Raw genomic sequence first — 14,643 nt, forward strand, 5'->3', positions numbered from 1 at the left:
GTTCAAAGGAGTGGTTTAATTACTGTACTTCTCTAATATATGTGCCAGGCAGCGCCCCATCATACTCGTTTACAAGAGACAAGGAAGAATCGTATTCAACCGGATGTGTTCCGCTGATACTTGGCCCCGTCCATTTCCCAGTATATGGAGAAGTTGTTTTCTCAGGTAATTTTACAGTGTTTTGAAAAATAGTATTCGGGCCTAAAACCATTGTATCCAAATTAGTGGTGTATTCGAACATACCAGTCATATTGGTAGCATTTCTAGTATCAAAATTACTTAAATCAATCGTTTTCAAGTCTTTCAAGTTATAAAACATGCTGTTCATCAGAGTCACCTTGCTTGTATCAAAATGACGAACATCCAGTTCTTTCAAAGAGGTCAAACCAGAGAAGATTCCACCCATTTTTGTCACATTACTCGTATTGAATCCTGAGATGTTTAATGTTTCTATCGCATTCTTTTTTGTAATACTATTTTGGAAAGGACTCAAAAACATCCCCGTCATATCAGTAACATTACTTGTATCAAATTTACTAACATCCAGTTCTTTCAAGTTATCCAATTCGTAGAACATATAAGCCATGTCTGTGACATTACTGGTATTAAAATGACTGATGTCCAATTGCTCCAACTTCAGAAGTTTGGCAAACATCGAGTTCATCGATTTAACATTACTCGTATCAAAATTACTGATATCAAGAGACGTCATCTGACTTTCCAAATTCTGATGGTTGCTATTTTTACAAGCGAACATATAATCCATTCGCGTTACTTGACTTGTATCAAAGTTACTTAAGTTTAACTCTTTTAAAGGAGCTGTCCGATGAAACATGTAAGCCATATCTGTGACCTTACTAGTATCAAAATGATTGACCTCCAGTTTGGAAATACGAATCATTCCTCCAAACATTCCATTCATATTTGTCACCTGACTTGTATCAAATCCAGCCAAATTCAAATTTGTCAAAGAGGTCATATCCTGAAACATATGATTCATATCTGTCACCTGACTTGTATCAAAGAATGAAAGATCTAAATCAGTGATCTTGTTAAGTGTTGAAAACATTCCGCTCATGTTTGTCACATTACTAGTATTAAAATCACCCAGTTCTAGATGTGTGATTGAACGAGAAGAATTAAACATTCTTTCCATCGATTGAACATTTCGCGTGTCCCAATTGCTAAGATCTAACTCTGGAACACTGACAAAGCTAAACATATAAGCCATATTTTCAACACTAGACACATCAAGATAATCTAGACCTTCAAACGTCTCTAAACGATCTAGCCCATAAAATAGATAAGAGGATTCTCTATCTGCTTCAACAGCATCTGTAAAGATAAGTTTCTTGATTTCAGTGATACGATTACTTGAACCAATTTCTCTGGAAATATTAAATTCTTGATTCGTCGCTGGGAATGTACCTCCCTCAAAAGTAACAGATTGCTCTTCCTCATCCCACGACCATTTAACATCCCCAAAATAACCTAAGATCTTAACAGGGAATCGGCCAAGTTCCTGACCGTCTTCATCCAATACTGCAATCACCACTGTATCATTTGGATTTGTAATATTTCTTTCAGTATTAACAGAAAATTGCCCGTCGTTGGTGAGCGCTGCCTTACCATAACGCTTTCTGTTGACATACAATTGAACTTGTTTAGCTTTTGGATAAGAACTATCTTCAGACACATACCCAACTATGTTATTGTCTTGACCTAAAATAAAATCAGTAATCTCAGCCTCCAGATATAATGGGTTCACGGGTACAGTTACTCGAACCAACTCTTTCCCACTATTTGAACCAACAACTTCAACGATGTCCTCTGTTTCAATGATTTCGCCTACTTCCACAGGGATTTCAAAAGTATCGTCTGCATTTACTGCAACCGAGCGAATCAGTTCATCGTTCACAAGAAGACTGACAACCCCAACCTGACTATCTGCACTACCCTTTATTTCCTTATCAAAGAGCGTAAAATAATCAACGTAAAAATTGATCTTCGACTGCTCGATCGAAACAATTTGTCGGTCAAGTTCAACGTTTTTTCTATCTAATCCAACAACCTCTACTTTGTCACTCATTTTAGTGATCGCATCACCAGCTTCAATATCAAAGGTGCCATCTGAATAAACCGCGCCATTTCTGATCATTTGATCATTGACATATAGAACCACTTTCTTGATAGAACTATCTATGATCCCCGTCACATAGTCATCCAGCCCTAGTCTAAACGAATCTGGCTTCACTAATGATGACTCCTGCATACTCAGTTCAGCAGGTACTTGCAAATATGAAACGTTTTCATTTTTAGCAGAAGCACTACCTGGAATGAATAATGTACATGCAACAAACAACAAACCTACAAGACAAAAATACTTACTCATTTTTTTCATAAACATACCAACTCCCAACATAATATAATCTAATTATATCATAAAGAAATCGTCTTAAAATATATCTTTAAATTATTTTTATATAAATATAATATATATACTATCGATCGTTCTACATTTATGATCAATTTGTCGCTTACTTAATCGAAAATAAAAAACAAGCCAGTAAACGAAAAGACATTCCTTCTCTTACTGAACTTGCTCTTTTATTACCGCTTTTGCCCCAACAAAATACCGTAGCACATATCATGCCCTGAAGTATGACCAATTTCTAACAGCCGATCGATTTTTTCTTCCAATCGATTCGGTCGTTCATTTCATTCCAAATCTTTCCAGATCTTTCCAGATATCATCAACAGATGCATAAAAATAGTTCTCACTACTACTTGTTGTATCTCTTATATGTGCATTGATCTATCTGTAGTCATTTTTTTACTTTAATCTATTGTTATATTATTCAATTTTTGGGAAGTATTTTCAAATGTAGATTTGGCTTTCGTCACCCAAGCTCCTTTAGCAGAGGATTGGAAGTTTGACATATAGCTGGTGCTACTACTTTTTAAGCGTTCCATTCGTGATTGTCCCATACTTTTAACAATTTCTTTTCTTGTGTTTGCTGTTTGAACACTGGGTGGTGCAACAAATACACTGATCATCGTTTTCTCCATTTGCTTTTTTAATCTTTCCAACTCCAGTTTCAATTTTTCATTGCTCATAGTCATTTCCTCTCTCTTTTTCTTTTAAAAGGGTGAGTTCATCTTCAATTTTTCGGCTTTCTTTTCGATGATTCAACTTATTTTCTTCCTGCTCATATTCCAGTTCTTTTATGGTTTGATTTACGATCATGTCCCCATCTTCTTTACATTGCTCCAATAAATTGTAGACAGCACTCATATTTATGGATTCACTGAAATTTGCTTGTTGATAATGATAACGATAATTTTCTAATACGCTTTCTAATGATCGAGCAAATTGTTGCTTTTCATAAAAAGCTTCTTCTATTTCATCTTCTATCATTCGTTGGGTCGTTTCGTACTCTGATTCCAACGTTTCTAACTTCTGTATGTATGTTTTTTCCACGAATTAGCGACCTCCTATTTGCTGGGCTAGTTTTTGGTCTGTTTCTAGCTGTTGACTGATCGCTGTCTTTATTTGTCCGATAAATTCTTGGTACTCTTGTTGTAAGGAAGATAATTCTGATACTTTTTGTTCATACTCCTGTTTTGGTTCAGTTCGTATAAAGGTTTCTGTCGACCCACCAGCATTTAGCGCACCTAGTACTTCTCCTTGAGATAATGTCGTCCCCACAGAATCACCTGTTTTTAGGGTATCTGTCCATAGCTCGTCTGCATCATTTCCTGCTTCTTTGTACATTTTTTTGATATCACTAATTTCAATTTGAAGTGTCTCATTCATCCCTTGCGTTAGAATCAAGGCTTCTGAAGCATCCAAATAAATCTCCTCTGAAGCAGATAGTCCACCTCCGCTTTTCAGTAATTTTAGGCGTAAATTTACGAGATCATTTAATTTTTTACTGGTATTATCGTGTACTTTTTTTACAGCAAGAGCAACTTTATTGATATCTGGCGTATGCTCACGAATAAATTCTTGTTCTTTTTTAGTTAAAAAGCCAGTCACATCATGTGCTTTGCCATTTTTCATGACATAGATTTTTCCTGGGTAAAGGCTAGTATTCCCAATACCTGCTGCCAAATTCAAGGGGTCCTTTTCTGAGACAAAATAAATTAAATTTCCGTCGTAGAGCTTTATCATGTTTTTCAGTTCATTGACATTAGCTATATTATTGGGCGTTGGTATACGCAGTAGACTATTCATTAGGGGTGCAGCGTTATATAGAACAATATTCGGCACACCATGTGACATCCCTATGATTGCACCATTTCGCCCTCCTAATGAATGTCCTGTCACCGTATCTACTTCATAGCCTTTACTCTTTAGACCATTCATAAAATCATTGCTTGCATTAAAATAAGACGAGGTTGGACTATTGGCTGTAGTCGCAATATTGCCCCACTGTCCGACATCTTTTAACCCTTCTAGTTTGCCATTATCCCAGTTTGTTCCAGCAAAACCAACGATGACTTTGCCAGTGTTGTTATCTAAAAAAGCGGCTCCGCTTGAGCTGGTTTTAGGATCGTAGAATGAATCCACATAGGTTAAATTAGACGGAAATTTATCCTTTTTTTGTAAATTTTCAATTTGCTTACTAATCTTTTTTGATGAAACATCATGAACTAATGCGTTCTCCACTTCATAAGAAATAGTTGATACAGCACTTGTTGCTTCACTATTTTTACCAAGTCCTTTATCTTGAATTTCATAATTACTCATTTATAACATCCTCCTGTGATAAAGGCTGAAAATCGATAGAATCATCAAAAAAAACATCTATTTTTTTATCAAATGTGAATTCTAATTCCTTATAGCCTACAGAACTACCCTGCAAGTCCCCTCTTCCTTTTAATAACAAGATAGGTGCTTCCTCTGTTGGAATATCATATCGTTCTCTTAATGCTTTAACGTTCTGATCCTCATTCGTTAACTGATATTCTAGTTCATACATTGGAACTTCTGGATTATACATTTTTCTGATATTTTCATATGAATCTAACTTCTTGAAATTCCCGTATTGAACAAAAAATTGAAAATTCATAATCTTTTCTTTTAGCTTAGTATCACTTATATCTTCTAATAATCGAAACCCTTCATTATCATAAATGACAGGGTATCTCTTTTCACCTTTAGGTTTGCTTAAATCATTCCAATATGTTGTTGTATAATAGTATCCTTTGGCTTTTCTGTTATTTCTATTCATACGCAACAACATACCTTCAGTGGCTAACCCTGAATCTTCTGATGTACTGATAGACATACTAGAATGTAAAAGCCAAACTCCTTTATCATTCTCATCAAACTCACCATCTCGGTAACCTTCCATATCATAAAAATCTTCTAAATTAGGTGTTGGATACATTGCCAGTACTTTATCAAAACTTTGTTCGATTTCTGCTTTATTTTTTGTTTGGCACCCAGTTATTCCACTCATAATAATGAGTCCTCCTATAAACAAATATAATTTTTTCATGATTGAATTTCCTTCCGTAAAGGATAAAATAAACATTTCATTTATTAGTTTAACATACAAATAGAACACTTGGAATACAACTTTTGCTTCTTTAAACGAGAGCAATACTGCCTCACTGTTCGACATCATTCAACCCTACCATTTTGTTCCAGCAAAACCAACGATGACTTTGCCAGTGTTGTTATCTAAGAAGGCGGCGCCACTTGAACTGGTTTTAGGACCGTAGAATGCGTCAATGAATTGAAGATTGGAAGGGAATTTATTGTTGCCTTGTAAAGTTTCTAATTGTTTATTTATATCTCTGGCGGATGTCTTATTTATCAAGGCATTTTCAATTTCATAAGAGATTGTAGACACTGCACTGGTAGCCTCACTGTCCTTATTGATCCCTTTATCTTTAATTTCATAATTACTCATCGCTTATCTCCTCCATTGATGAAGGTTGGAAATCAATAAAATCAGAAAAATAGATACTCAACTCTTTATCAAATCTAAACTCTAATTGCTTGTATCCCACTACACTTCCATTTAAATTTCCTAGTCCCTTTAGGAACAGTATAGGAGCTTTATCCGTTGGTATATCATATCTTTCTCTTAATGTTTTAACATTCTTATCCTCATTTGTTAACTGATACTCTAACTCGTACATTGGAACTTCTGGATTGTACATTTTTCTGATATTCTTATATGTGGTCAACTTATTAAAGTTTCCATACTGAACAAAAAATTGGAATTGTTCTATTTTTTCTTTAAGCTTTTTATCTTCCGTTTCTTCTTTTAATTGAAAACCTTTTTCACTATAGACTATCGGATATTTTATGGTTTTACTCTTTTCCCCAAGAATATTCGGCGTAATAGAAACATAATAATATCCATTTATTTCTTGTGTATTTCTATTAATCCTAATTCGCATTCCTTCCGTATTAAGATTCCCATCTTTTGATTCACTTTGCGACATATCTGAGTTTAATACCCAAACTCCTTTATCATTCTCATCAAACTCACCATCTCGGTAACCTTCCATATCATAAAAATCTTCTAAATTAGGCGTTGGATACATTGCCAGTACTTTATCAAAACTTCGTTCGATTTCTGCTTTATCTTTGGTCTCACATCCAGTTAATCCACTCATAATAATGAGGCCTCCTATAAACAAATATATTTTTCCCACGTTTTATTTTCCTTTCATAAAGGATAAAATAGCAACTCTATATATTAGTTTACCATACAACCAGCTTACTTAGAATATAGCTAGACTATCTTCTACTATGTCTCGCCAAATAATAAAACAAGCCAGTAAACGAGAAGACATTCCTTCTCTTACTGAACTTGCTCTTTTATTACTGCTTTTGCCCCCAACAAAATACCGTAGCACATATCATGCCCTGAAGTATGACCAACTTCTAACAGTCGGTCGATTTTTGCTGCCAATTGCTCCATTGATTCGTTTCTATCTAATGCTCTCCAGACATCCATCACGACTGAGCTCACATAGTTATCAAGCAATGCGTAAAAATAGTTTTCACTAATGCTCGTTGTAGCTTTTATATGCCTCTTTATCTGCTCTGCAACTATCGAAGCATCAGGGTGTTTATAAGTTTTCAGCATAAATAAATACCCTAATAAAATATCATCTCCACTAGGCGTCAAGCCTTTGCCTCGTCCAATCAAATAGGTGACGATCTGCACCCAATCTGCTACTTGATTGGACGCTAGTCGTGAAAAATAGCCTACTTCTTTGACGCCTATCGACAAGCCAATAGTTGCCTCTAGATTTCTTATTTCAAGTAGTTCCTGCAACTTTTGAAGTTCCTCGATCTGGTAAGAAATCGGCTGAATTTTCAACTCTACTTGATTATATGGTGCCAACTGAATCGTTTGAATCCCATACTTGCTGTATACAGTCAACGAATCACGCGTCAATTTGACTAGATTTCCTTGTTGACAATACGGTTGAAGCTGGTCAAAATTAGTCGTCGATAATTTCAAGCCAAAGCTGGATAAAAAATTTTCCGTCGCTGTGACATTGATCAAACGATCATTTACAGCTATATTGAATGAACGGTCAAAAACACTATGGATCTTGCCCATTTTTCCAAATACATTCAATGTAGCTAAATATGTACTGATACTTGTTTGTTCTTGCATTTACTTCACCTTCTTTAAAAAAAAAGAAAGAGTGAGCCTAGAAGCTGAGACAAAAGTGTTTAGCTCCGAGAACCGAGTAGGTACTGTGCAACATCAACTTATTCTTCGTTGTGTTTTACAGCAATAAGAAGGAATTCACGAAAATTGTTCTACAAATTTTTGTGAATTCCAGCTTATTTCCGAGGGAGCTACTTTTTTCTCGCCGTTGATTCGGGTTTAGAGAGCGAAACAAAACTGATTTTTAGTTTTGTCTTACTCCTAGCCTCTTTCTTTCAACTATTATCTTAAAATATTGACTTTCTTATCGACTTTCACTGTCACCTTACCGTTTTTGATCACGTAAGAACGTTCTGGGAAATCGATCAAGGCAGTTGCTACTGCTTTTGTATCTAATAATACTAAATCTGCTTTTTTGCCGACTGCTAAACCATAATCTTTCAAGCCTAATGCTTTTGCAGGGTTTTCAGTGATCATCGGTAAAACGGTTGGCAAGTCATCTGCTCCGCCAAGGTGTCCCACTGGAACAGCCAACATAGCGATTTGGATCAAGTCGCCATTGCCGTATGGTGTAAAGCCGTTGCGGATATTGTTGGTTGCTAAAGCTACATTCACACCTGCATCACGTAATTTACGAATCGGTGTGACTGCACGACGAACATTGTATTGATCATTTCGTGCACCTAAGTGCAGATCTGTAGCAGGTAATGGCATCACGTTGATTTGCGCTTTGACCATTAGATCGATCACTTTAGCTAATTGTTCTGGCTCCATCGCATGAAGAGCAGTCAAATGTCCAACTGATACACGACCTTCGTAGCCCTCTTTGATAGTTTTTTCGCATAGATATTCGATTGACGTATTATCTGCTTCATCTGCAAAATCTTGGTGTAGATCGATATCTTTATCATACTTCTTAGCGATCTCAAAAATCAAGTCGATATGTTCATTCGCTGGTGCATCATTATAAGGGATTCCTCCAACAACGTCTGCACCCATTTCCATTGCTTCATACATCATTTTTTCAGTTCCTGGTGCTTTGAAAATCCCTTCTTGCGGGAATGCGACTACTTGCATATCGATCAAGTCTTTGTATTCTTCTTTCAATTTCATGATCGTATTAAAACCTGTAAAGCCTTGTGCCGGATCAAATTCTGCATGGGTTCTAACTGCTGTTGCCCCATGGCTGATGATCATTTCTAATGCTTGTTTGGCACGACTGTAAATGTCTTCTTCGGTAAAGGTCGGTTTCAATTTAGCCGTTACTTGAATGGCTTCCTGTAAGGTACCAGATTTGTTTGGTTCTCTATCTGCGATCAAGGCTTTGTCCAAATGTATATGACTTTCCACTAAACCAGGAATCAACACTCGACCATCTGCTTCGATCACTTCTTTGGCATCTCCAGTAATTTCAGGGGCAATTTCAACGATTTTTCCATTGTCGATCGCTACATCTTGTAACGCTTCGCCATCTTTAATACGTGCTTGTTTGATCAATAAATCCATTTTTTCCACTCCTTATTTTGTTTATCCAAAAATAAAACCAATAACTAATAGAATAACTGATGCAAGACTCAACCATTTCACATTTCCTTTTACCACATCTAAAATCGGGATTTGGAAACCAGAAGACAATGCCTGCATCGTAATGTTTACGAAACTCATTTGACTGCCTAAACCGACACCTACCGTCACAAAACCTAGCGCTAATGGCGGGAAGCCTAATGACACAGCAACTGGTAAGACTAATGTCAATACCGAACCAACATAAGCTCCTGCCGGAATTCCGATCAAGATACCTGTTAAGATCGCTACTGGCACTACGATAAACTCAGGTGCATTTTGAGCAACTCCTGCAATGACAGCAAAGGTTCCTGTTTGAGCGATCACATTGATGAAGGCTAAGAAAATCCCAACTTGGAATAAACGAGTCAAAATATACGTTGAACCATCGACCATGGCTTCGACAGACTGATTCATCGTAAAGTTTGTACATAAGTAAACCAAGGCCAATGTCAACACCATATAAACAAGCGGTGTAAAGAAAGCAAAGCCGATCAAGTCATTCACAACAGGACCAAAAATTACAGCGAATAATAAGAAAATAGCTGGTAAGGTGATTTTGAACAACTCACCATTACTTTTTTGTTCATACTCATCATCTTCTGACTCTTTAAAGCCGATATTACGATGTTTCGTACCCCAAAAGGCTAAAACGATCGCTAAAACAACAAATAATAACCAGAATGGACGCATTTGTGACACATAAGAAGCCACGCTGACATCCCCTAATTTTGACACAATACTTGATTCTAGAGAAGCTGGCGAAGTTGTAAACGATACTGCCGCAGCTAATGACATCGCTGCAATCAGCTCAGGTACAACACCCACTGCTGCAAAGGCTAACGGCGCAATGACCATTGCACTTCCGCCGCCGATCCCTGACATATAGGTTGCTGCTGCTAATAGAATAACGATAAACGCTGAAACATATTCTACTTTTCCTTTTGTTCCGCGTTTTGCTAAGGTCAAGGCTGCTGAATAACTACCGGCTTTAAATACAGCCATCGCAACAGCTGAGTTGATGATCGGTACAGTAATACTCAACATAGATGGAATCGTCTCCAGCAATTGAGTATTGGCGTCTGCCAGACTGATCCCGCCAATGATCATAGCTAAAATCCCGGCAACTAAACCGGCAATGATCATATCCACTTTTTTGAACAATAATACTAGCACTAAAATCAATGGTATCAATACTAAAATAGCTTTAAATCCTGTTGGTGCTACGACTTTATCCATTTCTGCCGCGTACGCACTGATTCCCGATAATCCCCCAATAAAAATCGAGAATAAAAGAAACATCATTTTCTTTCGTATGTTCATCGTTCTACTCCTTCTTGTTCTTTTTAGTTAACAAACGATTTTTGTTCCGTAGCCTTTTGGAATGTTCCCAAGGTTTTCGATAGAGGTGATGACGACTTCTCTGTCTTTTCGATCTTTGACAAAGCCAATCGCTGACTCTACTTTCGGCAACATGCTTCCAGCTGGAAACTGGCCTTCTGAAATGTACTGCTGTGCTTCTGAAACCGTCAGTGTTTCCAATTTCTTTTGATTTGGTTGATTGAAGTTCACATAGATGTTATCAACACCTGTCAAAACAATCAAACGCTCTGCTCCAATTTCCTCAGCTAATTTTTGAGCAGACAAATCTTTGTCGATCACGGCCTCTGCTCCAGCCAACATTCCTTTTTCATCAGAAACAACGGGAACACCGCCGCCGCCGACACAAACGGTAATAACATCTGCTGCGATCAATGACTGGATTGCTTCTTTTTCGATGATTCGTTTTGGTTCTGGAGACGCGATCACCTTACGGTAGCCGCGCCCAGAATCTTCTGCGTAAATGCCTTCTCCTTTCTTCACTTTTTCATCTGCTTCCTCTTTTGTATAAAAAGGCCCGATCGGTTTTGTTGGTGTCGTAAATGACGGGTCGTTTTTATCCACTTCTACTTGCGTCACAACACTGACAACACTTTTTTCTACCCCTTGTTTCTTTAATTCATTTTGAAGCTCTTGTTGGATCCAATAGCCAATACTGCCTTCGGTCATCGCAACATTTGTATCTAGTTTCATCATCGGTGTTTTTTCAGAATCACCCATTTTTTGCTGGATCAGCAAGTTCCCCACTTGCGGTCCATTTCCGTGACACAAGACAACTTGTTCTCCTTGTTTGATGAATGAAGCGATCTCAGTCGCTACGTTTCTAACAACCTCACGTTGTCCTTCATCTGTCGGAATTTTATCTAAAATAGCGTTTCCACCTAAAGCAATCACGTTCAGCACGTTTTCTTCCTCCTTATCAGTCGACTGTGATACCTAACTCTTTTGCATACGCTTCTAATGCTTTTTCAAAACAAGCGAGAGGTGCGCGGACAGTTCCTGCACCGATTTGGCCAACACCGGCATCTTTATGTGCGATCCCTGTATTGATCACTGGTGTGATCCCTGTTTCAACGACTTTACGAATATCAATCCCTAAGCAAGTTCCTTGGAAATCCCAGGTTGGAATCGTCCAGGTTGGATTGTGTGTATCGCTGATTTTTGCCATTTCATTTGATGTCTCAAGCGCATCTTGGAAACCTCCTGCACCAACGAAACGAGTAACACCAGGCGCTGCAACCATTGCCATACCACCAACTCCGACTGTTTCTGTGATCGCACTGTCACCCATATCAGGGTTGCCGTCTTCTTCTGTAAATCCAGTGAAATATAAACCTTTTGGTAAATTCACCGGTGCAGTAAACCATTCATCATTTGTTTCAGCAATACGAACTCCAAAATCCACACCATTTCTAGCAAGTGTCGTTACGATCGTACCTTTAGCTTCTTTTCTTGCTGTATCAACGATCGTTTTACCTGCTGCCATCATGATATTCAAGAAGAACTGATCTGTATCTGCCAAGAATTTCATGACATCAAAGCGGTCTTGAACATCCATATCGACCAAGATGATATAAGGAGCGATTTCACGTAAGAAATTCAATGATGCTGCAAAGTTCCGTTGATGGAATTCATCTCCCATCGTGATCGAACGAGCGATCAATACGCTTAGGTTGATGCCATCTTCACTTTTATTCAACGCTTTTGAAAGTGTTGGTCCTAAGACATCACGCAGCCAGTTCAATCGTGTGATCACTTCTTCTGAGAAGGCGCCAAAACGCAAGACTTTTCCGATACCTTCATTCATTGTACAGTAGCCGCGTGTGCCATCTAAGCGGTTTTCCACGACAAAGACCGGCATATTTGCTGATGTGATCCCGCCCATTGGTCCTACGGCGTTCACATGATGACAAGGGATAAAGCGGATCTCATTGTTTTTGATCATTTGACTAACTTCGGCTTCATTCGCTGCCCAGCCTTCAAAAATTGCTGCACCGACCACAGCACCTTTCATAGGACCCGTCATTGCTTGCCACTCGATCGGAGGTCCAGCATGTAAGATCGTTTTTTGTGATTCATTCAGTTCTGGAATCACTGTTTTCGCTAAAACAACATCTGTCAGGAATGGTTGAGCATTTTTGATTTTTTCGATCACTTTTTGGTTTTCACGATCGATTTCTTCTGCATGATCTTCTAAAGCATTTAAAATTTTGATCATTTTCTTATTGCCGTTAGCTCTTGGTTTCCAGTTGAATTGTTCAGATTTACCGTCGAATTTTTGAATCGATTCATTGAAACTTTGTAAGCCGACATTGATGATTCTAGGTTTTGTATTCAATAGTTCCATGACTTTTTCACTTACAGCTGGAACAGTGATCGTTTCACCTTGATAAGAAACAACTGCTTTTTCTGCTTCTGACAATGAGATGCCTTTTAAGCCTAAAGCAAGACGAACAGCTTTAGCGTTACTTGGTGCAACTAACACGTTGTTTTCTTTTAGTTGATTCACTGCTTGTGCATAGTTTTGAGGATCATTGTTTGTGCCTACAACAGTTGCAACAAAATACAATTCACGTCCATTTGCAGCAGCTTTTGCTTGCTCTTCTTTGATGACAGGAAGTAAAGCGCCGACCATATCTTCGTGAGCGCCATAGCCAAGAACGAAATCAAGTAAGATCACGCCAGTTTTTTGGTCTTCTGCATACTCACGGATTTTTTTGATGCGGACTTCTGGGTCGATCATTGGATGTGGTTTGCCTTGTGTATAAATATCATCGCCTAGGTCGATCACATCGTAGCCGTGTGATTTTAAGACATAACCTTCTTTTTTCACTAAGCCGTCTAAACCTAATGCTTCTGAGATCAACATACCAGCTTCAGCCGCTAAGGTACCGCCAGAATACAAACCAGTGATGACTTTTTCTTCACTTAATGCACGAACTTTCGGCATTTCGATTTCTTCAAAGTAATTGGCTTTGATCGCTGTATCATTAGCTAGATCAACAGCGATTTGGGCTGTTTCTTCTAATGTATGAGCTAAATAAACTTTGCCTTCATGAGCTGTTGGTTTTTCACCTAAGAAGATCGCTACAACTGGTTTTGATATGCTTTGTAATAGTTGAACAACTTCGTCACGTACTTCTTTTGCAGGTGGTTTAGAGATAACACAGATCACATCTGTTGGTTCGTGGTTTTCTAATGCAACAATAGCATCTTTCATTGTCACTGCCCCGACTTTATCGCTCAGATCACGTCCGCCAGTACCGATAGCATGTACAACACCGCCGCCTAAACGATCGATGATCGTTGTTACTTCTTGGATTCCTGTTCCGGAAGCGCCAACTACACCAATATTTCCTGGCGTGATAACATTTGTGAACGCGATCGGAATACTTGAAATGATTCCAGTGCCACAATCTGGTCCCATCATCAACAGGCCTTTTTCATGTGCTAATTTTTTTAATTTCACTTCATCTTCAACTGGGATGTTGTCCGTAAATGAAAAGACATGCAGTCCATTCTTTAAAGCGGTTTCCATCTCAGCGGCACCATATTCTCCTGGAATACTGAATAATGCCATATTAGCATCCGGTAATTCTTCCAGTGCTTCTTTCCATGAGGTTGACGCATGGTCTTTTTCATCTGCACCCTTTGAGGATAGATCACTTAAAAATTTATCGACCTCAGGCAATACTTGATCTATGATCGTCGGTTCATCACTATCGACAACGATCATCAGATCATTTGGTGAAGCAGCCTTTGCTTCATCTGTCAGAAGTGCTGTGTTTAGTAAAATGTCTTTATTGGCATCTGTCCCCATCATCAGTTGACTCATTTTGACAGCAGAAAGCGCATTAATTTGGTTGGTCAACAACATCAAGTTAATGGAATCTTGGTAATTATTCTTTAAAATCACTGTGTTTAACATATGTATCCTCCTATCTCATTAATACATTTTTATTGTAATCCAAAAATGAATGTGTTTTCATCGGACAATATTCTAAAAAAATGATATAATTTTTATCCATATAGGGGAAAAAGGTGATTT

The 14,643-nt window shown here is 38.0% G+C and carries 12 protein-coding genes and 1 pseudogene; all 13 read right to left on the reverse strand.

Annotated features, from left to right (window positions below):
* Positions 1 to 19 precede the first annotated feature (19 nt).
* Positions 20 to 2,401: a BspA family leucine-rich repeat surface protein gene (locus A5889_RS07465; protein ID WP_176372822.1), complete on the reverse strand. Its 2,382-nt coding sequence runs from the start codon at positions 2,399 to 2,401 to the stop codon at positions 20 to 22.
* A 209-nt stretch (positions 2,402 to 2,610) separates the two neighbouring features.
* Positions 2,611 to 2,703: pseudogene (locus A5889_RS07470) on the reverse strand (DUF2877 domain-containing protein); the annotation flags it as partial.
* A gap of 135 nt (positions 2,704 to 2,838) precedes the next feature.
* Positions 2,839 to 3,117 (reverse strand): hypothetical protein, encoded by a 279-nt coding sequence (locus A5889_RS07475; protein WP_087640716.1) that lies wholly within the window; start codon positions 3,115 to 3,117, stop codon positions 2,839 to 2,841.
* Positions 3,107 to 3,481 carry a hypothetical protein gene (locus A5889_RS07480; protein ID WP_087640715.1) on the reverse strand — a complete coding sequence of 125 codons (375 nt, stop codon included), beginning with the start codon at positions 3,479 to 3,481 and terminating at the stop codon, positions 3,107 to 3,109. The genes A5889_RS07475 and A5889_RS07480 overlap by 11 nt, the downstream gene beginning before the upstream one ends.
* 3 nt (positions 3,482 to 3,484) lie before the next feature.
* Positions 3,485 to 4,753, reverse strand: a complete 1,269-nt coding sequence (locus tag A5889_RS07485; protein ID WP_087640714.1) for a hypothetical protein — start codon at positions 4,751 to 4,753, stop codon at positions 3,485 to 3,487.
* The gene (locus tag A5889_RS07490; protein WP_087640713.1) at positions 4,746 to 5,507 is read right to left on the reverse strand and encodes a tandem-type lipoprotein; all 762 of its coding nucleotides are present in this window, start codon (positions 5,505 to 5,507) and stop codon (positions 4,746 to 4,748) included. Before A5889_RS07490 ends, A5889_RS07485 begins: the two co-directional genes overlap by 8 nt.
* A gap of 135 nt (positions 5,508 to 5,642) precedes the next feature.
* Positions 5,643 to 5,924 (reverse strand): hypothetical protein, encoded by a 282-nt coding sequence (locus tag A5889_RS07495; protein WP_087640712.1) that lies wholly within the window; start codon positions 5,922 to 5,924, stop codon positions 5,643 to 5,645.
* Positions 5,917 to 6,678, reverse strand: a complete 762-nt coding sequence (locus tag A5889_RS07500; RefSeq protein ID WP_087640711.1) for a tandem-type lipoprotein — start codon at positions 6,676 to 6,678, stop codon at positions 5,917 to 5,919. Before A5889_RS07500 ends, A5889_RS07495 begins: the two co-directional genes overlap by 8 nt.
* Before the next feature lie 149 nt (positions 6,679 to 6,827).
* On the reverse strand, positions 6,828 to 7,655 hold the full coding sequence (locus A5889_RS07505; RefSeq protein ID WP_087640710.1) for a DUF2877 domain-containing protein: 828 nt from the start codon (positions 7,653 to 7,655) through the stop codon (positions 6,828 to 6,830).
* Positions 7,656 to 7,934: 279 nt separating this feature from the next.
* Entirely contained in the window at positions 7,935 to 9,158 is a 1,224-nt protein-coding gene (locus A5889_RS07510) for an amidohydrolase family protein (protein ID WP_176372821.1), read from the reverse strand.
* 21 nt (positions 9,159 to 9,179) lie between these two features.
* Positions 9,180 to 10,517, reverse strand: coding sequence for a citrate transporter (locus A5889_RS07515; protein WP_422389715.1), 1,338 nt, complete (start codon positions 10,515 to 10,517; stop codon positions 9,180 to 9,182).
* Between the two features lie 48 nt (positions 10,518 to 10,565).
* On the reverse strand, positions 10,566 to 11,498 hold the full coding sequence (arcC, locus tag A5889_RS07520) for a carbamate kinase (protein ID WP_087640708.1): 933 nt from the start codon (positions 11,496 to 11,498) through the stop codon (positions 10,566 to 10,568).
* Between the two features lie 16 nt (positions 11,499 to 11,514).
* A complete protein-coding gene (gene fdrA, locus A5889_RS07525) occupies positions 11,515 to 14,523 on the reverse strand; it encodes a DUF1116 domain-containing protein (protein ID WP_087640707.1) in 3,009 nt (1,002 codons plus the stop codon).
* Positions 14,524 to 14,643 lie beyond the last annotated feature (120 nt).

Source organism: Enterococcus sp. 9D6_DIV0238 (assembly GCF_002174455.2).
GTDB lineage: Bacteria > Bacillota > Bacilli > Lactobacillales > Enterococcaceae > Enterococcus_L > Enterococcus_L dunnyi.

Excerpts from the sequence above, each read along its gene's own strand:
- A5889_RS07475 (WP_087640716.1), bottom strand. The coding sequence starts at position 3,117 with ATGAGCAATGAAAAATTGAAACTGGAGTTGGAAAGATTAAAAAAGCAA.
- A5889_RS07490 (WP_087640713.1), bottom strand. The coding sequence starts at position 5,507 with ATGAAAAAATTATATTTGTTTATAGGAGGACTCATTATTATGAGTGGA.
- fdrA (WP_087640707.1), bottom strand. The coding sequence starts at position 14,523 with ATGTTAAACACAGTGATTTTAAAGAATAATTACCAAGATTCCATTAAC.
- A5889_RS07465 (WP_176372822.1), bottom strand. The coding sequence starts at position 2,401 with ATGAAAAAAATGAGTAAGTATTTTTGTCTTGTAGGTTTGTTGTTTGTT.
- A5889_RS07510 (WP_176372821.1), bottom strand. The coding sequence starts at position 9,158 with ATGGATTTATTGATCAAACAAGCACGTATTAAAGATGGCGAAGCGTTA.
- A5889_RS07485 (WP_087640714.1), bottom strand. The coding sequence starts at position 4,753 with ATGAGTAATTATGAAATTCAAGATAAAGGACTTGGTAAAAATAGTGAA.
- A5889_RS07515 (WP_422389715.1), bottom strand. The coding sequence starts at position 10,517 with ATGTTTCTTTTATTCTCGATTTTTATTGGGGGATTATCGGGAATCAGT.
- A5889_RS07505 (WP_087640710.1), bottom strand. The coding sequence starts at position 7,655 with ATGCAAGAACAAACAAGTATCAGTACATATTTAGCTACATTGAATGTA.
- A5889_RS07495 (WP_087640712.1), bottom strand. The coding sequence starts at position 5,924 with ATGAGTAATTATGAAATTAAAGATAAAGGGATCAATAAGGACAGTGAG.